This is a genomic window from Paenibacillus sp. FSL R7-0313 (genome assembly GCF_037969885.1).
GTDB lineage: Bacteria > Bacillota > Bacilli > Paenibacillales > Paenibacillaceae > Paenibacillus.
Map to the genome: position 1 here is coordinate 2,227,020 of NZ_CP150219.1, position 19,392 is coordinate 2,246,411.

General features: G+C 46.0%; 11 protein-coding genes. 10 read left to right on the top strand and 1 reads right to left on the bottom strand.

What is annotated here, in order from left to right:
- Positions 1–42 precede the first annotated feature (42 nt).
- Positions 43–654, bottom strand: a complete 612-nt coding sequence (locus tag NSQ38_RS09675; protein WP_339788839.1) for a TetR/AcrR family transcriptional regulator — start codon at positions 652–654, stop codon at positions 43–45.
- Between the two features lie 142 nt (positions 655–796).
- On the opposite strand from NSQ38_RS09675, the gene NSQ38_RS09680 reads away from it, so the two are divergent.
- The 10 genes from NSQ38_RS09680 (at position 797) to NSQ38_RS09725 (ending at position 19,386) form a co-directional block, all read left to right on the top strand.
- On the top strand, positions 797–1,975 hold the full coding sequence (locus NSQ38_RS09680) for an MFS transporter (RefSeq protein WP_339310839.1): 1,179 nt from the start codon (positions 797–799) through the stop codon (positions 1,973–1,975).
- A gap of 218 nt (positions 1,976–2,193) precedes the next feature.
- On the top strand, positions 2,194–3,984 hold the full coding sequence (locus NSQ38_RS09685) for a histidine kinase (RefSeq protein ID WP_339788842.1): 1,791 nt from the start codon (positions 2,194–2,196) through the stop codon (positions 3,982–3,984).
- Positions 3,977–5,575: a response regulator transcription factor gene (locus tag NSQ38_RS09690; RefSeq protein ID WP_339788844.1), complete on the top strand. Its 1,599-nt coding sequence runs from the start codon at positions 3,977–3,979 to the stop codon at positions 5,573–5,575. Before NSQ38_RS09685 ends, NSQ38_RS09690 begins: the two co-directional genes overlap by 8 nt.
- Before the next feature lie 174 nt (positions 5,576–5,749).
- Positions 5,750–8,659, top strand: coding sequence for a sugar-binding domain-containing protein (locus NSQ38_RS09695; protein WP_339788847.1), 2,910 nt, complete (start codon positions 5,750–5,752; stop codon positions 8,657–8,659).
- A gap of 278 nt (positions 8,660–8,937) precedes the next feature.
- Positions 8,938–9,921 carry a sugar ABC transporter permease gene (locus tag NSQ38_RS09700; RefSeq protein WP_036606891.1) on the top strand — a complete coding sequence of 328 codons (984 nt, stop codon included), beginning with the start codon at positions 8,938–8,940 and terminating at the stop codon, positions 9,919–9,921.
- Positions 9,922–9,936: 15 nt separating this feature from the next.
- Positions 9,937–10,839, top strand: a complete 903-nt coding sequence (locus NSQ38_RS09705; RefSeq protein ID WP_036606894.1) for a carbohydrate ABC transporter permease — start codon at positions 9,937–9,939, stop codon at positions 10,837–10,839.
- Between the two features lie 187 nt (positions 10,840–11,026).
- Complete coding sequence (locus tag NSQ38_RS09710; protein ID WP_339788849.1) at positions 11,027–12,715, top strand: ABC transporter substrate-binding protein; 1,689 nt, start codon at positions 11,027–11,029, stop codon at positions 12,713–12,715.
- A 376-nt stretch (positions 12,716–13,091) separates the two neighbouring features.
- Entirely contained in the window at positions 13,092–14,795 is a 1,704-nt protein-coding gene (locus NSQ38_RS09715; protein ID WP_124118142.1) for an ABC transporter substrate-binding protein, read from the top strand.
- A gap of 332 nt (positions 14,796–15,127) precedes the next feature.
- Positions 15,128–16,813, top strand: coding sequence for an ABC transporter substrate-binding protein (locus tag NSQ38_RS09720; protein ID WP_249913253.1), 1,686 nt, complete (start codon positions 15,128–15,130; stop codon positions 16,811–16,813).
- Between the two features lie 191 nt (positions 16,814–17,004).
- Complete coding sequence (locus tag NSQ38_RS09725; RefSeq protein ID WP_339788850.1) at positions 17,005–19,386, top strand: glycoside hydrolase N-terminal domain-containing protein; 2,382 nt, start codon at positions 17,005–17,007, stop codon at positions 19,384–19,386.
- The last annotated feature ends 6 nt before the right edge of the window (positions 19,387–19,392 follow it).

Genomic DNA, 19,392 nt, shown 5'->3' on the forward strand with positions numbered 1-19,392 from the left:
TTTTTTGGCTTTTCTAACCTATCAAAAGTTCGTAGGTTTAAGTCAGGCTGGATGTTGAACAAGGTTCCAGATGCCCATGAATTCCGTGATAGCCTGATCGATCGTTGCATGAGGAACACCGTCCCGGGCTTGTGTAGATATGCCTTGCATAAAGGTATCAAATACGGTGGTCAGCATGTGTACATTCGTGGAAGCGGGGATTTCACCGACATCCACAGCGCGCTGGATGCAATCCTGCAGGCGTTTGCGAGTCAGCTTTCTTTTCTCAGCGGCAATGTCACGGATATGATTGTTTTTGGAAGAACATGTGCTGGCTGACAGCACAATTAAACAGCCAGATGGATGTGTGCTGTCTGTTTGCATTTTTGCAGTACTTCTTAATGTGGTTTCGATCGCTTCTCTTGGTGACAGCGTGAGATCCGAGAAACTTTCCGTCACACGTCCAAACGTATCCATATATCGTTCTACTGTTTCTTTATACAGCGCTTCTTTGGATTCAAAGGCTGCATAAAAGCTGGCTGCTGAAATATCCCCCATGGCTGCTCGAAGCTGAAGTAATGAAGTGGCCTCGAAACCTTGCTCCCAAAAGAGCATCATCGCTTGTAATAGGGCTTCATCCCGATCGAAAATTCGCGGACGTCCCGTTCTTGCCATAAGAGTTCCCCCCTCTTTTTTCTTAATTATATACTAATCGATCCAAAAGTCATTGACAAGGTGAGACAGTCTGAATAATATAAGGAATGATCGATCCATAATTCGATTCTTGTTTTACACTATCTTAAAAGGAGCTGCACAGATGTCGGATATATCTTCTCATCGTTTTCCGTGGTTGGGGTTGCTGGCCCTGGCTATGGCGGGTTTCATAGCCATTATGACCGAAACACTTCCTGCGGGGTTGCTGCCGCAAATAAAAGAAGGGCTGCAGATCTCTGAGGCAGGGGCGGGGCAGCTTGTCACCTTTTATGCTGTTGGGTCGCTGGTTGCTGCCATACCTGTGGCAGTGCTGACAAAGGGTTGGCGGCGGCGTCCGCTTTTACTTCTGTCTATTATCGGTTTTCTTGTCTTCAACACCATTACTGCCCTCTCATCAAACTATGTACTGACACTGTTCGCTCGTTTCTTGGCCGGTGTTGCAGCAGGTGTCTCCTGGGGCCTAATTGGTGGTTATGCATTACGCATGGTACCTGATCATCTCAAGGGAAGAGGCATGGCTGTGGCTATGATTGGAACGCCGATTGCCTTATCATTTGGTGTTCCGGCAGGTACGCTGCTTGGTTCATTTATGGGCTGGCGCTCAGTGTTCTGGCTGATGTCGTTGCTGGCGTTTGTACTGATTTTCTGGGTGCTCTGGAAAGTACCCGACTATCCGGGGCAGTCAGCGGATAAGCGTATCTCTGTCAAGCAAGTACTGTTCACCCCCGGTGTAATACCCATTTTAACTGTCGTTTTGGCCTGGATGTTGGCTCATAATATTTTATACACGTATATTGCTCCTTTTCTCGCCGATGTTGGTTTGGAATCCAAGGTTGGACTCATTTTACTTTTATTTGGCCTGATGGCATTGGTGGGCATCTGGATTACAGGTATTTTCATTGATCGGTGGTTGCGTATGCTGGTTCTCATGAGCCTTGCGGGCTTTGCCTTGATTTCCCTGGTATTAGGTCTTTGGAGTGAGCACATTGTTGTCGTCTTTGGTTCTGTTGCGCTGTGGGGTCTGACATTTGGCGGTGCGGCTACCCTGTTACAGACTGCACTTGCTCAAGCTACTGGGGAACAAGGTGTGGATCTCGTCATGCCGATTAATACAACCGTTTGGAATCTGGCTATTGCCCTTGGGGGAATGGCGGGAGGTGTTCTTCTGAATCAATGGGGAGCTTCGTCATTTAACTGGGCCATCTTGGCTTTAACATTGGTGGCATTGATTGTTGCATGGCGTGCCAAAGGATATGGATTTCGCCCATCTAGGAGTCACTAAACTTCCGTCAGTAGAAAATAATTCGGTAAGCCCGGTCGCCATGTTAATGGCGGCCTCTTCTACTAGAGATAGGCTGGCTTGTTGCCTGGCAATATATTACCCATTGGAATGACAATCCGAATTCTGGCGGTTATGTGGTATGATTAATTCTGAGGACAGTACATCCTGATCCTGCTGTTTATATGTAAGCGCTTATACAGATGACGGAAGGTGCAGACATGTTTAAAAGGCTGATACGAACCACTAATAATCTCAAATTAAAGCATAAATTGCTCATTTCCTATGTACTGGTTGTCATGATTCCGGTCCTGATTGTTGGTCTTGCTGTGACCAGTTATTTTCGCCAGCAAGCCCTGGACAATGCGATAGGACAGACGATCATCAATGTGGACAAAATCAAGAGCCAGACGGCAACCATGCTGCGTGTACCAACCGATATATCCAATCTTTTAATGTTTAATGCGGATCTCAAGGAGATCGTGAATAAGCGGTACAAGAGCGTTGTGGAGTTAACCTCAGCGTATCTTGCATACAAAGACTTTCAGGAGTACAGGCGTTTGTACCGTGAGATAGCGGGCATTCGTTTTTACTCAACTAACCCAACATTGATCAACAACCTCGAATTCATCCCGGTAGACAAGCAGACGGAAGAGAGCTACTGGTACCAACAGGCACTGAAAACAACCAGCATCGGGTGGTTCTACATTCCGGACAAGGAAGATAATCCTGTACACAAGCTCAGTTTGGTGCGCAAAGTACCTTTTGCCGAATATCGGACCGAGGGCGTGTTGATGATTGTGATCAATCAGGATGAGCTGAATGGATTGTTGCGTCAGGAACAATTCGAGACGATGATTACGGACGAGCAAGGCTATGTGGTTGCAGCCAAGAATACCGAACTGGTAGGGAAAACGCTGGACGAGCTTGATTTTGGCGTTGATCTGCAGAATCAGGCAAAAGGCACCATTGAAGCTGATTTTCGGGGGGAGCCATCCAACATTGTTATTGATGAGTTGGGCCCTGGATCGAGCATGAATAGCCTGAAGGTGATTTCGGTTTTTGCCACCAAAAATATCGTCAAAGACGCCAACACCGTCAGCATGATTGGCATGATTTTCATTATCCTTGTGCTGGTTATCGCCCTATTATTCGTATATATCATCTCGTTCCTCACTTCGAACCGATTGCTCCGGCTGAGTAAACACCTCAACAAGCTTGCATTAGGAGACCTGAACGTGACTTCGCGGATTGATGGAAACGATGAGATTGGGCAACTGTCACGACAGTTCAACTATATGGTGAAAAGTATCAATGAACTCATGACGCAGGTGGTAGAAGCGACCGAACAGAACAATCAATTGGAAATCGCCCAAAAAGAGATTAAACTGAAAATGATGGCGAGCCAGATCAATCCACATTTCTTGTTTAATGCATTGGAGTCCATTCGGATGAAAGCGCATATTAAGGGAGAAGCAGAGATTGCTAACATCGTCAGGCTGTTGGGCAAGCTGATGCGCAAGAGTCTGGAGATTGGCAGTGGAAAAACAACCTTCCGGGCTGAACTTGAAATGGTACGTTCCTATTTGGAAATTCAGAAATTTCGTTACGGCGACCGCCTTGCATTCCAGATCCATATCGATCCCGAGGTGGAGAAGATGTACATTCCGCCTTTGATTATTCAGCCTTTGGTTGAGAATGCGATTGTCCATGGTCTGGAGAACAAAGAGGGTACAGTCCGTGTTCATATAAGTATTCGTTTAGTAGAGAACATTGTGCAGATCCGTGTGGATGACAATGGTGCAGGCATAACGCCAGAACGACTGGCTGAGGTAATGCAGTTCATCTGTGGACCAGAGGAACAGGAGAAGAGCCGGATCGGCATGCGTAATGTACATCAACGCTTAACCTTGACGTACGGGGAGCCATATGGATTGCAGATTAAGAGTGTATATGGGGAAGGAACAGAGGTTTCTTTCACTTTGCCAGCAGGAGGGGACCAACATGTATAAAGTGTTTTTGGTGGATGACGAACCGAGCATACGTGAGGGACTGACAACCATTATCGAGTGGGAAAAATACGGATTCCAGGTCATTGCTACAGCTGCCAGCGGGCGTGAGGCCATCTCCCGGTTTGAGGAATTGGAGCCTGATCTGACGATTATTGATATTCGCATGCCCGGTATGACCGGGCTGGATGTGATTGAAGAAGTGCGCCGGAATCATCCGGATTCGCACTTTTTGATATTAAGTGGTTACGCGGATTTTGACTATGCCAAGAAAGCCATCAGTTTTGGTGTGGATGGTTATCTGCTCAAACCGGTTGATGAAGAAGAGATTATTGGTGAACTGGAGCGTATTGCTACAATCCTGACCCGTGAACGGGAGACAATGGCACGTTATGCTGGTGAAGATACCGTCTATCGGGAGCATCAGATCGAGGCTTTGCTCTTTGACAGTCTGGAGGGTGCGGGTAGCATGGAAGAAGATAGCCTGGGGCTGCACTGGCCTCACTATCAAATTGTGCTGCTTGAGATGCATGTAGCCCCCGACCTGCAGCGGGGAAGTGTAATGAAACGCAAACTGATTGAAGCATTTGACCAGAAAGACCGAGGCATTGTATTCTCGTTCCATTCAGGTCTGGGGCTATTAAGTAAGGAAACAATCACATCCGAGTCATCTGCAAGAAATCTGTATGATGAGCTGGAAGGACTGCTGGGAGAATGGGAGGTTCACATGTATGGTGCTGCAGGAGAACCCGTACATTCCACTTCTGAAATTGTGCGGTCATACACGCAGGCGAATCGTATACTCGGTGAACGCTTTTTGTTCACGGAGAAACGTATCATGCTGTGGACTGAAGGCAGCGAAGGCGAAAGCGTTGTTAAGCCAGAAGTTCAAGCTGTGGACGGAGCACATGAGCCAGTTGAGGACGAACTCGCGGACAAGCTGTATTATGCGTTAGACATCCGCAGTAGTGAGTCCGTTATGCGGGTACTGGGTGAGATGGAAGAGCGCCTCGTTCCATATCACCGAACAGAGCAAGCGATCAAGACGGCGTTCTCACAGGTATTTTCCCTGGCGTTCAACAAGCTTGCAGCGACGAATCAACAGATGCACTCCATTATGCAGGAACATTCGGTTCTAATTAATGAAGTCTATCATCAATTTACGATGTCTGATCTCAAAGTCATGGCATCGGAACATTTGAATCGACTTATTCAACGTATGGGTGGGGGAAGCAAGGATACTGTATTGAAACAGATGATTGAATTTATCCAGCGTAACCCTGGCGAAAATCTCAAGCTCGAAGTACTTGCTGAAGTGTTTAACTATAACAGCAGTTACTTGGGCAAGTTGTTCAAGAATCATACTGGAGAGTATTTCAATGCATTTCTGGACAAGGTTCGCATGGAAAAAGCCAAGGAATTGCTGGATGAAGGACTGAAGGTCCATCAGGTCGCGGCTAGAGTGGGGTATGCAAATGTGGACTACTTCCACGGTAAGTTCAAGAAATATGTAGGGGAATCCCCTTCCGCTTACAAACAGGCCAGAACCCAATCAACGTTGAAAGGAACGGCTACGGATACAAACGAGGAATAAGTACGGAGCGCTGGGCATTGCCCTTGCCTATTGTATAAAACGTTTTCGGTATTTCTGAGGAATTCCAGATTCATCATATTGTCCATGCACTTCCCATGATAAGCAATGGTCACGGAATGCTTCACATCTTAGACTGGATTTACAAGAATCCAGATGAAGGGATGGTTGTACGATATGAATTTGTCTGATACAAGTGCTGTACGTCATACATTGAACTTAAATGGAACATGGCAGTTTCGTTTGAATCGGGAGTCCGATGAACTCGTTGAACAAGAGATATTACCGCCATCACAGTGTGAAAATACATCATGGGAGACCATTCAGATTCCCGGTTCATGGGAAGAGCAAGGATACGGAGATGAGCCTGAATATGAAAGGCTCGATACCTGGACCAAGGTTCGCGAGTATGAAGGCTCAGCCTGGTATGCTCAGGATGTGCATGTTCCATCAGACGATCCTGGATGTCAATATGTATTCAGATTGGAAGGTGTCCGATGGACAACAAATCTCTGGATCAATGGACAGTATGCCGGGCAGCAGGATAGTCTGGTGAATCAACAGAAGTGGGATGTTACCTCTCTGGTGAAGCAGGGAGAATTGAATCGTGTGGAGATCTGCGTGGATAATACGATGAAACTTCCGCTGGCGGGTAGCCATATTCATTCATTGCATACGGCCACAGCCTGGGGTGGAATCACGGGTGGTGTTTATCTGGACAGTCTGCCCCCATGCCGATTACAGACGTTACGTATTCAACCAGATGCTGAGAACGGAACCATTCTGGTTGATTGTACTGTAAGCGCTCCCGCAAATGATTCCGCTAGATCGATGCAATTACATGTGGATATTCAGCATCCGGACGGCACATGGCTTGATCGATATAGTTGTAATGTGAATCTGAGTGATCCATCACATGTGGATATAAGCTCAGCAGAGTTAATTGAAAGTAACGCTTTAATAGAACAGTGGCGATTGGAACTTGGAACAGAGAAGTCTATCGCAAGATGGTCGGACGAATCCCCTGAATTATACAAGGCAGTGATCCGTCTGCATGACGGTGAACAGGAACTGGATCGGCTGGAGCAATCATTTGGTGTACGATCCTTTGCAACAAATGGGAAGCAGCTTGAATTGAATGGGACACCAGTATATCTGCGTGGGTACGTCGATTGCTGTATCTTTCCACTGACAGGTTATCCCGTCTGGGACAAGGAGCATTATCTTCAGCAATTTAGGGTCGCCAGATCGTATGGCTTCAATCATGTCCGACTGCATGGGTGGAGCGCGCCGGAGCCTTTCTGGGAGGCGGCTGATGAAGCGGGCATGCTGGTACAGGCAGAACTTCCCCATTGGTCTCGTTTCTTTGAGCAATCGGATCAGTCTGCGCCAGCTGAAGTATTGTCCTATCTGACACAAGAACTGGACGGGTTGCTTCAGTCGCTGCATAGACATCCTTCATTCGTCATGTTCTCCATGGGGAATGAGCTTATTGGTCCGAATGGCCATCCTGAACTCAATGCATGGGTATCGAGGGCAAGGGAATCAGACCCGACTCGCTTATATACGGACAATACAGGTTTTGGACAGCTTCCGGCGCAAGGGCGGGAAGGTGATTATTATATTCAGTCGTTGAACTGGCATCCCCCGTTGGAATCCGCATATTCTGCTGTGCCGGATACCACGCTGGACTATCATGCAGTCACCCGGCTTGCGGAGCATCCCGTCATTGGGCACGAACATGCACAGTACACCATGTATGTGCGGCCCCAAGAGCGTGCCAAGTATACTGGCGTATTGCGTCCTAGCTGGTTAGGGCCGATTGAAGAATCGTTAACAAACAAAGGCATGATCGAGGACCTGGAGCATTTTCAACAGGTCAGTGGTACCCATCTGGTACGTTCCTTAAAAGAAGCCATGGAGCGGATTCGGCGAACACCGGACGCTGCGGGCGTACAACTTCTGGACATTCGCGATTTTCCAGGCCAGGGACATGCTATGACGGGCATTCTGGATGTATTTTGGGACGACAAAGGCATTACAACACCTGAAGAATTCATGCGGTTCAATGCGGATCTGGTGCTGTTGCTAAGCTGCAAGGAGCGTACATTTTTCGCCGGAGAACCTATTCATGTCGATGTGCGCATCTCTCACTATGGTAAAGATCCGCTTGAGGACGCAACTATTCATTGGAGGTTAATAAGCGATGATGTGATACTTACTGAAGGGGAATGGAAGACCGGAGATATCCAATGTGGGTCTGTCATGTCACTGGGAAGCATCGTCGCTACCGCTCCTCATGAAGGGGCAGCAGCTTTTCGGATCGAAGCGGAGCTGATATCAGGCGATTTGGAAAGAGCTGTAGCGAATGTATGGCAGGGCTGGTCGTTTCCTTTTTATCAGTCTCATCCGGGTTCGAATCGGTTCTGGAATACCGTGGCAGAGTTGAAGCCATTCCTGGGTGAAGCGCATGATGATTGTGTAGATCGCATCGATGGATTTCAGTTGTTGAAAAATCGGGAGATTGACTTGGTTATCGTTCAGTCGTTAACACCCAATGTCGTTGATTATGTGGTCAACGGGGGAAGTGTTTGGCTACAGTCAACCGCAGAAGGGTTGTATGATTCAGTGGAGACCAAGTATCTGCCTGTATTTTGGAATTACCTGATGTTTGCTACACAGCCTGGTGCAACGATGGGCATGTATCTGAGAGATCGGCCAGCACTACTAGGCTCCTTCCCGCATGATGGGGCTTCGGACTGGCATTGGTATCACTTGGTGAACGGTACACCAGCGATATGTTTGGATACGTTGCCCGGGGTGGAGCCGCTGATCGAAGTGGTGGACCATTTCCATCGGGCCAAACGACTCGCTTATGCCTTTGAGGCAAAAGTAGGGAAGGGCAAGATTTTGATATCCTCACTTCCGTTTGCCAATCTGGCTGTAATGAAGCGTCCGGAAGCCGCCTACTTATTTCAGGAGATGCTTGCGTATCTGAATGGAGATCAATTCCGTCCAGCAACCTCCATATCCGTAGCGCAATTACTCGGCATCGTTAAACTGCAAACCATTCAATTTACATTGTAATCAGAGGGACCCGAAAGGGTCCTTTTTGTATGCCATGTAATTGAAGTAAACGATTACTATAAAACGTTTTCGATATTTACCACTTTGAACATTATTTTTCCTTAAAATTACTTTTATATCATTTAAAAGTAGAATTTATCACTGATTTTAACGAATTAATGTCTGATTATATATGTCTATATCTAATTTTTATATGATTTTCTCTAAAATCCAGATGGTATTTTGAAAACGCTCTATCGAGTATGATTATTTTATAAAACAGAGGAGGGGGAACGGAGATGGAAACGCTAACAAAAAAATCCGCTTCCGCGAACAGAAGCAGTGACCCCAAACCGCCTTTAAAGAATCGGCGGAACGGAATTTGGGACAGAATGAAACAGCAGAAATATCTCTATCTCATGTCATTGCCATTCGTAGCTTGGGTTTTCGTATTTAACTATCTGCCACTATGGGGATGGACGATGGCTTTCCAAAATTATAAACCTGCCAGATCGTTTGGTGATCAAGAGTGGGTTGGCTTTAAACACTTTGTAGAACTGTTCAGTGATGATCGTTTCTATCTGGTACTTCGAAATACGCTTGCAATGAGCTTGATGGGACTAGTTGTTGGTTTTATCGTGCCGATATTCTTCGCTATTCTCCTGAATGAAATGAGAGGCATGTTCTTCAAGCGTGCCGTGCAAACGGTATCATATCTGCCTCACTTTGTATCCTGGGTTGTTGTAGCCGGGATCATTACGAAGATGCTCTCCACCGATGGAGGGATTATCAATGATCTTTTGGTAGGCCTGAACATTATTGATCAGCCGATCCAATTCATGGCCAAGGGGAACTTGTTCTGGTACATTGTAACCGCTTCAGATATGTGGAAGGAAACCGGTTGGAATGCCATCATCTATCTGGCGGCGATTACAGGTATCGACAATGAGTTGTATGAAGCTTCCCGTGTAGATGGAGCCAACCGCTGGAGACAGATGTGGCATATTACGCTGCCTGGCATACGGACCACGATTTCTGTACTTTTCATCATGTCAATTGGGCATCTGATCAGTATCGGTTTCGAGAAGCAGTTCTTGCTTGGCAACAGTCTGGTCACGGACTACTCGGAAGTACTTGATCTATATGCGCTCAATTATGGTTTGAATATGGGACGATTCTCATATGGTACAGCCATAGGTATATTCAACTCCGTTGTCAGTATCATCCTTCTGTTTACTGCGAACGGCTTGTTCAAAAAATTCACTAAAGAAAGCATCATGTAGGGAGGGGACGACATTATGGCGAACAAAGCATTCAATGCTACTCGGGGCGATAAACTGTTCGATATATTCAACATCCTCGCGATGACCATGGTGCTGGTTGTAACACTTTATCCATTCCTTAACGTACTAGCTATCTCACTCAATAACTCGACAGATACAGTACGTGGCGGAATTTACTTGTGGCCTCGCGAATTCACATTACAGAACTACAAAACGATTTTCCAATATGATGGATTGTTACAAGGTTTACAGATCTCCATTTTGCGTACACTTGTAGGTACCGTGCTCGGATTGATCAGTTCATCCATGATCGCCTTTACACTGAGCAGACCTGATTTTGGACTTAGAAAATTTGTTTCCACAACACTCGCGCTCACGATGTATTTCTCCGGTGGTCTGATTCCGGTGTACATTCTGATGCGTGACTTGAACCTGATCGGTACATTCTGGGTATATGTATTGCCTGGCATGATCAGTGCATTTAACGTGTTCATCATCCGTTCATTCATTGATGGCCTGCCATACTCATTGCAGGAATCCGCGAAGCTGGACGGAGCGAATGACTTTACGATCTATTACAGAATCATCTTGCCACTGTGTAAACCAGTGCTTGCTACCATCGCATTGTTCCTGGCTGTAGGTCAATGGAATGCGTGGTTTGATACGTACCTGTATAATGGTTCAAAGGCACATTTGACCACGCTCCAATATGAGCTGATGAAAGTATTGCAAAGTACACAGCAAGGCTCAGGTGCTGGACGAAATGCCAATGATATGGCGCAGCAAATGACACAGATTTCACCGGAATCGATCAAAATGGCGATTACGATCGTTGTAACGGTTCCAATCCTCATTGTATATCCGTTCCTTCAGAAGTACTTTGTTGGCGGTATGACACTGGGTGCAGTAAAAGGTTAAACAAGTGGGTACAGGCTGCCACATAGAGCGGCCGTACATCTACAAATGAAGCATCAGGATACCCGAAGCGCAGCCATTTGGTCTGCGCTTCACCGTATAGGGCTGCGGTGTGGTATTCATGAAGCTATAGACAGGGACAAAAAAGTCCCGGATAAGACAGACATATGAAACAGGGAGGATTACCATTATGGCAAGTTCCAAAATGAAGATTGCACTGGCACCAGTGCTTGCAATGTCTTTACTCGCAGGTTGCGGTGGAGGAAGCGGCGGTGATACGTCGTTCAAGGATACAAGCGCAGAGACAACTCCACTTACTTTTGACTTCTTTAGCGTTGACCCCAGTCCGAACTGGAATGGCATGAAGGATGAAGTAGGTAAAGTCCTTACGGAAAAAACAGGGATAACCCTTAACGGTGAGTTTGCCGTTAGTGGTGGTCAAGATAAGATATCCTTAATGGCGGCGAGCGGAGACTATCCGGATATCGTCTCCCCCAAAGGAGAACTCAGCAAACTGGTGGATGCCGGAGCAATGCTCGATCTGACAGATCTGATCGACCAATATGCTCCCAATCTGAAGAAGCTGTATGGTAATTACATGGACCGGTTGAAATACAGTAATGAGGATCAGGCTATTTATGTGCTGCCGACGTATTATGCGGTAGACCAGAAGTACTTTGATGCAGGTGGTGGATTCGGCATTCAGCATCGTGTACTGAAAGAACTCGGATACCCGGAAGTGCGTACACTTGAGGATTACGGGAATGTATTGAAGGCTTACAAAGAGAAACACCCAACAATTGATGGTCAGCCAACGATCCCGTTAACACTGGACGCGGATGATTGGAGAATCATGATTACCGTAACGAACCCTGCCTTCCAGGCAACAGGAGCTCCGGATGACGGTGAATACTACATCGATCCAGAGACATATGAAGCAAGTCTGCATTACAAACGTCCAGAGGAAAAAGAGTACTTCCGCTGGTTGAACCATATGTACAATGAGGGATTGCTTGATCAGGACAGCTTCATCCAGAAAACAGACCAATACAAATCCAAAATTGCAAGTGGACGTGTTCTGGGTGTCATTGACCAGGATTGGGGTTATTCCGATGCAGAAAATGCACTGAAATCTGCGGGCAAGGATGAAGCAACGTATTCACACTTCCCGGTAACCCTTTCCGAGGATATCAAGGATCATGCCTACCAAGACCCTGGTTTTGTATCCGGTTGGGGTGTAGGGATTACAACATCGAATCCTGACCCGGTTCGTACGATTAAATTCTTCGATTACCTGGCTTCTGAAGAAGGGCAAGTGCTGATGAACTGGGGAATTGAGGGCAAACAGTACGAAGTGAAGGACGGCAAACGTGTCATTCCTGCCGACATTCTGGATCAGAAAACCAATAATGCAGCCGTATTCCAGAAAGAAACGGGTATTGGACTGTATACCAATATGTCTGGTCACTATGGAGACGGTGTGAAGGATTCAACGGATAACTACTACACTACGAATTTCCCTGAACAGATCGTGGCAGCATATTCCGATGTAGAGAAAGAAACACTCAAAGCTTACGGTGCTACGACGTGGAAAGATCTGTTCCCGAGTGAAGACGAGTTCCCAATCAAACCATGGGGAGCAGCATACAATCTGCCAACACCAGGTGACTCCAACTACAACGTCATCTTCAAGAAAACACAGGATATCATCCGGAAGCGTATACCGGAAGCCATTCTGAGTACTCCTGAACAGTTCGATGCGATCTATGACGGCATGATTACAGAAGTGAACCAAGCAGGCGCAGAGGATATGGAGAAACAATATACAGAACTCGTTCAAAACCGTGTTCAATTGTGGAGCGGTGAAGAGGCTAAATAAACGATTCGCAATTCAGAGCTAAAACGAAAAAGAACCCAAAACATTTGGGTTCTTTTTTTATCTAAAACGTTTTCTAAAAAACGTTTTCAATTTTATAAATTCACTATTGACAAGGGATATAGGAGCGATTATTATTCAATTATGAAAGCACTTACATTTGCTTGTACACCATGTGGCATACACCTGAATCTCAAAGTTAACACTTACAGGAATGAAGAGGAAAAGGGTAAGAAAAGAACATTTTTTTATTTTTAAGAAAACGCTTCTAATGTTATAAAACAAGAAAATTACATTGGTTTCATCTGGTCACGGTATGTGCAGGTCAGCCTGTTATACAAATATACAGCTTCATTAATATCCATAAGGGGGATTACACATGAAGGGCAAAACACCAAAAACATTCGCAATGCTTCTGTTAGCCAGTGCTCTTGCAATTACAGCAGGATGCAGCGGCAGTGGAGGAGGAACTAACGCTTCAGAGAAACCGGTTGATTCCGGAGATACAACCAGTCCAGTGACCTTTACATTCTTTGGTGCAGACGCGAGTCCGAACTGGAATAACATGAAGGATGCTGTCGGTCAAGAGATTACGAAGGCAACGGGAGTTACAATTGAAGCTGAGTATGATGTGAATAATGGTGGTGACCAAAAGATTCCTTTGATGGCTGCCAGTGGTGATTACCCTGATATTATCTATCCTAAAGGCAACTTGTCTAAGCTTGTGGATGCAGGCGCGATGCTGGACCTGACCGATCTAATTGAGGAGCATGCTCCCAATTTGAAAAAAATCTATGGTGATCAGATGAACCGTCTAAAATACAGTTTGGAAGATCAAGCCATTTACACGATCCCGACGAATATGGGTGTAGATAACGTTGCGTTTGACGCTACGGGCGGATTCGAAATTCAACAAAGAGTATTGAAAGAGCTCGGCTACCCTGAAGTAAAAACGCTTGAGGACTATGAGAACGTACTGAGAACGTATTATGAAAAACATCCAACGATTGATGGTCAACCGACGATTCCGCTAACATTGAATGCAGATGACTGGAAAATTATGATTACGGTAACAAACCCTGCATTCCAAGCTACGGGTGGACCGGATGACGGTGAGTATTATATCAACCCTGAGACGTATGAAGCCGTTCTACACTACAAACGTCCTGAAGAAAAAGAATATTTCCGTTGGTTGAACAAAATGTACAATGAGGGTCTGCTTGATAAAGATACATTTGTTCAAAAGGATGACCAATACAAATCCAAAATTGCCAGTGGCCGTGTACTCGGTCTAATCGACCAGGAGTGGAACTATGGTGAGGCGGAGAATGCTTTGAAATCGTCTAATGGTGGAGATAAAACATATGCCCACTTCTCCGTGTCCTTGAACAAGGATATTGTGGATCATACGTTCCAACCGACGGGATTCGACGGTTATGGTATCGGAATCACGACTTCGGCCAAAGATCCGGTACGTATTATCAAATTCATGGATTGGCTTGCTTCCGATGAAGGTCAGGTCCTGCGAAACTGGGGCGTTGAAGGCCAACATTACCAAGTCGAGAATGGGAAACGCATCATTCCGGCTGACGTACAAGATCGCAAAACCAATGATAACTCTGCTTTTACCAAAGAATCAGGCGTAGGCATGTATAACGTATTTAGCGCCAGATACGGTGATGGTGTGAAAGATGCCACAGATAACTATTACACAACGAATTTCCCTGAACAGATTCAAGCAGGTTACACTGCAGCTGAGAAGGAAACGTTGAAAGCCTATGGTATTACAACATGGAAAGATTTCTATCCTTCCGAAGATGATCTGAAGCTGAAAGATTGGGGCGCAGCATACAACATGCCTGTACCATCTGACACGGATTACAACGTAACGTTCCAGAAAACACAGGATATCGTACGTAAACGTATTCCAGAGGCTATCCTTGCCAAACCTGAGAACTTCGACAGCGTATACGATGGTCTTCTGGCTGAACTCGATAAAGCGGGTGCAGTGGAGATGGAGAAACAATACACGGTTTGGATCAAGGAACGTGTAGCTCTCTGGACTGGAAAAGATGTGAAATAAGCTTGAAAACCAAGCATTAAAGTTAAGGATTTTCATAGCGGAAAAAGCCCTTGAGAAAGGGCTTTTTTTATTGTTGACGTGAGGTGATGGATAGCCTATAATCTATCATGTAAGCACTTTCAGTAAGCGATTTATTCCATTTACGAAAACGTTTTACGTATGTTAGAAGAAGAATCTTTCTTTTTGCAGAATCGAAACATCAGCTTTAGTAAACACGTTAGAATGAACGATACCGAAAGCGCATTCAAAAAAGTGGTATCCTCAGGCATAAAGCCTGTTATACAGATAAAACCTTCATAAATAATAGGGGGAACTAGACAATGAGAGGCAAAATGAAAGGCAATACACCCAAGACGTTTGCAATGTTGATGCTCGCAAGTGCAATGTTGGTCACAGCTGGCTGTGGGAATTCGGGAACCAAAGAGACTTCGGAGTCCAGCGGAACCGAACCGATCACGGTTACATTCTTCGGGGCGGATGCTAGCCCAACCTGGAACAAGATGCAAGATGCTGTTGGTAAAAAGATTACGGAGCAAACAGGCGTTACAATTGAAGCTGAATATGATGTAAACGATGGTGGTAACCAGAAGATTGCCCTTATGGCTGCCAGTGGTGACTTTCCTGATATGATCTACCCTAAAGGTAACTTATCTAAGCTTGTGGATGCAGGCGCGATGCTGGATCTCACGGATCTGATTGAGGAGCATGCTCCCAATCTGAAAAAAATCTATGGAGAACAGATGAACCGTTTGAAATACAGTTTGGAAGATCAAGCGATATATACTATTCCAACCAATATGGGTGTTGATAATGTTACGTTTGACGCTACAGGTGGATTTGAAATTCAGCAAAGAGTATTGAAAGAGCTCGGATATCCTGAAGTGAAGACACTTGAGGATTACGAGAATGTACTCAGAGCCTATTATGAAAAACATCCAACCATTGATGGTCAGCCAACCATTCCATTAACATTGAATGCAGATGACTGGAAGATCATGATCACGGTAACGAATCCGGCCTTCCAGGCAACAGGCGCACCGGATGATGGTGAATATTACATTGATCCTGAAACGTATGAAGCAACATTGCACTACAAACGTCCAGAGGAAAGAGAATATTTCCGCTGGTTGAATAAAATGTACAATGAAGGCCTACTGGACAAAGATGCCTTTGTTCAAAAGGATGATCAATACAAGTCCAAAATTGCGAGTGGCCGTGTCCTCGGTCTGATTGACCAAGAGTGGAACTATCAAGAAGCGGAGAACGCGCTCAAATCATCGGGTAAGGATGATGCCACATACGCTCACTTCTCTGTGTCACTTAACGATGAAATTGTGGATCACACGTTCCAACCAGCCGGCTTTGACGGTTATGGCATTGGGATTACAACTTCGGCCAAAGATCCAGTGCGTATCATCAAATTCATGGATTGGCTTGCTTCCGATGAAGGACAAGTTCTGAGAAACTGGGGTATCGAAGGTGAACATTACAACGTAGAAGATGGTAAACGCGTGATTCCAGATGACGTTCAGGACCGCAAAACGAATGACAACTCCAATTTCAGTAAGGAAACAGGAATTGGGATGTATAACGTATTTAGTGCAAGATACGGTGATGGTGTAAAAGATTCTACGGATAACTACTACACAACAAACTTCCCTGAGCAGATTGTAGCTGGTTACACAGCTGCAGAGAAAGAAACGCTGAAAGCTTACGGTATCACGACTTGGAAAGAGTTCTATCCGGCTGAAGAAGATCTGCCAGTTAAGGATTGGGGCGCAGCGTATAACATGTCCGTACCTTCCGGTACAGACTATGAGGTAACGTTCCAGAAAACGCAGGATATCATTCGTAAACGGATTCCGGAAGCTGTTCTGACTACACCAGCCAACTTTGATGCAACCTATGATGCTTTACTGGCTGATTTGGACAAAGCGGGTGCAGTTGAAATGGAGAAACAATTTACGGTTTGGGTTAAAGAACGTGTCTCTCTGTGGACAGGAAAAGACGTAAAATAATATGGATTGTCTGTGATCCATGGTTACGCAAGGAAAGGGCCCTATATAGGGCCCTTTTTTTTGTGGAATGATGTGATGATTTGCATTGACGCAAATTTTGAAATCACATATAATTTTATTATTGTAAGCACTTACCGAAAACGTTTTATGTCATAAGAAATATACAGTTGATTTAGGAACAGGAGCTAATCATGTCCCAACACAATAAACAAATTAAAATCAATCGTCTATGGTATCGAAACCCGGCAAAGCGCTGGGAAGAAGCATTGCCCATCGGAAACGGCCGTCTTGGAGGCATGGTGTACGGTGGCGCAGCAGATGAAAGAATTCAGCTCAATGAAGATACATTATGGTCAGGGTTTCCACGGGATACGATTCAATACAGCAGTCAGCGGTATTTGAAACAGACGCGAGAGTTGATCATGTCTGGGCAGTATGGTGAAGCTGAGGATTTGTTGAACCGTGAAATGCTTGGTCGTGATGTAGAGGCCTACCAGCCGATGGGTCATTTTCTATTGCACCATGAGGGTCTGGATGATCTTTCATATGATGCATTTGAACGGGAGCTTGATCTGGAATCGGGTATTGCAACCACAACCTACTCATTGGAAGGAACTCAATACGTACGTGAAGTGTATTCCAGTGCTTCGGATGATCTAATGGTCTGCACATTGACTGCTGATCAGAAGGGCGCTGTGAGTGTAAGTGTTACGCTAGATAGTCCCCATCCTTATCGCATTGAGACTTCGGGAGATGCTCTAACTATGTTCAGTCGGTGCCCAAGTCATGTGGAGTCCAATTACTTCAGGGATCACCCGGAATCCGTCCTCTATGAAGAGGATCGGGGGACGGCTTATGCTGTCCGTGTAGCGTTTACGGCATCTGGCGATCAGGTGAAGGTCTCCAATCTGGAAGGCAAGTTACATATTGAGGGTGCTGATCAGGTTGTGTTTTATCTGGCAGCAGCTACGTCCTTTGAAAGTTTTGATGTTTTGCCTGTGAAGGATCATCTTGTATTGGAAGAGGAATGCAAGGAGATGATCTCCAAAGCGACCACACATGGCGCGGAAGTCCTTCGTGACCGACATATTCAGGATCATAGCGCGTTGTTTAACAGAGTCTCTATTGATTTAGGGGGATCGGCTAACGCCGAATTACCTACAGATGAGCGGCTGCAGGCTTATCAGGCAGGGCAACAAGACCCTGGACTGGAGGCACTTTATTTTCAATATGGAAGATATCTGTTAATGGCTAGTTCGCGTCCGGGCAGCCAGCCTGCCAATCTGCAGGGAATCTGGAACCATCAGGTAGAACCGCCATGGCATAGTGACTACACCATCAACATCAACACGGAGATGAATTATTGGCCGGCTGAAGTATGCAATCTCAGTGAATGTCATGAGCCGCTGTTTGATATGCTGACCGATCTCAGTGATACAGGACGCAGAACGGCGCGGATTCTGTATGGTGCCCGTGGATGGACTGCCCATCATAACGTGGACATCTGGAGAACCTCTACACCGACAAGTGGAGATGCCAGCTGGGCTTTCTGGCCGATGGGCGGCGTATGGTTGACCTCGCATCTATGGGAGCATTATCAATTTACCGGGGATCAGCGTTTTCTTGAGGAACGTGCGTATCCCATCATGAAAGAGGCGGGGCTATTCTGTCTCGACTGGCTGGTGGAAGGGCCTGATGGTTATCTGGTTACGATTCCATCCACTTCACCAGAGAACAAGTTTCTCACAGATGCTGGGGAGGCACGCAGTATATCCATGGCTTCAACGATGGATATGACGTTAATTCGTGAACTGTTCAGCCGCTGTATTGAAGCCGCGAAGCAATTGAATCTAGATCAGTCATTGGTGAGCGAGTGGGGTGAGGCTCTGGACAAACTCTATCCATTCCGAATTGGAAGCGAAGGACAATTGCTGGAGTGGTTTAAAGATTTTGCTGAATCTGAACCAGGACATCGTCACGTCTCCCATCTGTATGGGTTGTATCCGGGGGAGCAGATCAATCGAGTACACACACCGGAATTGGTAGAAGCAGCACGGGTATCACTTGAACGTCGTATCTCACAAGGTGGCGGGCATACAGGATGGAGCTGTGCATGGTTGATTAATCTGTATGCACGACTGCTGGATAGCAGCCAGGCACATCAGTTTGTGCGCACGTTGCTGGCCCGGTCCACACATCCGAATCTGTTTGATGACCATCCACCATTCCAAATTGATGGTAATTTTGGAGGCACGGCTGGAATCGCGGAGATGTTATTGCAGAGCCACTTGAACGAGTTACATTTACTGCCTGCACTGCCTGAACTCTGGACTCAAGGTCGTGTTGAAGGGCTTCGTGCAAGAGGTGGTTATACGGTAGCAATAACGTGGACGGACAACAAGCTTGCGTCAGCGGTTATTAAGGCAGATCGAAATGAGTCGCTGACCCTTCGCAGTGTTTATCCGCTGCGTGTGGAAGGAAACGAACAAGCCAAGGCAGAGCTTACGCCTCAGGGCGATTATGTAATTATTTTAACCATGACCGCAGGACAGACGATCCGCGTGTCATCATGAGACGGA

Coding starts and splice junctions, on each gene's coding strand:
- NSQ38_RS09675 (WP_339788839.1), bottom strand. CDS start 654: ATGGCAAGAACGGGACGTCCGCGAATTTTCGATCGGGATGAAGCCCTA.
- NSQ38_RS09680 (WP_339310839.1), top strand. CDS start 797: ATGTCGGATATATCTTCTCATCGTTTTCCGTGGTTGGGGTTGCTGGCC.
- NSQ38_RS09685 (WP_339788842.1), top strand. CDS start 2,194: ATGTTTAAAAGGCTGATACGAACCACTAATAATCTCAAATTAAAGCAT.
- NSQ38_RS09690 (WP_339788844.1), top strand. CDS start 3,977: ATGTATAAAGTGTTTTTGGTGGATGACGAACCGAGCATACGTGAGGGA.
- NSQ38_RS09695 (WP_339788847.1), top strand. CDS start 5,750: ATGAATTTGTCTGATACAAGTGCTGTACGTCATACATTGAACTTAAAT.
- NSQ38_RS09700 (WP_036606891.1), top strand. CDS start 8,938: ATGGAAACGCTAACAAAAAAATCCGCTTCCGCGAACAGAAGCAGTGAC.
- NSQ38_RS09705 (WP_036606894.1), top strand. CDS start 9,937: ATGGCGAACAAAGCATTCAATGCTACTCGGGGCGATAAACTGTTCGAT.
- NSQ38_RS09710 (WP_339788849.1), top strand. CDS start 11,027: ATGGCAAGTTCCAAAATGAAGATTGCACTGGCACCAGTGCTTGCAATG.
- NSQ38_RS09715 (WP_124118142.1), top strand. CDS start 13,092: ATGAAGGGCAAAACACCAAAAACATTCGCAATGCTTCTGTTAGCCAGT.
- NSQ38_RS09720 (WP_249913253.1), top strand. CDS start 15,128: ATGAAAGGCAATACACCCAAGACGTTTGCAATGTTGATGCTCGCAAGT.
- NSQ38_RS09725 (WP_339788850.1), top strand. CDS start 17,005: ATGTCCCAACACAATAAACAAATTAAAATCAATCGTCTATGGTATCGA.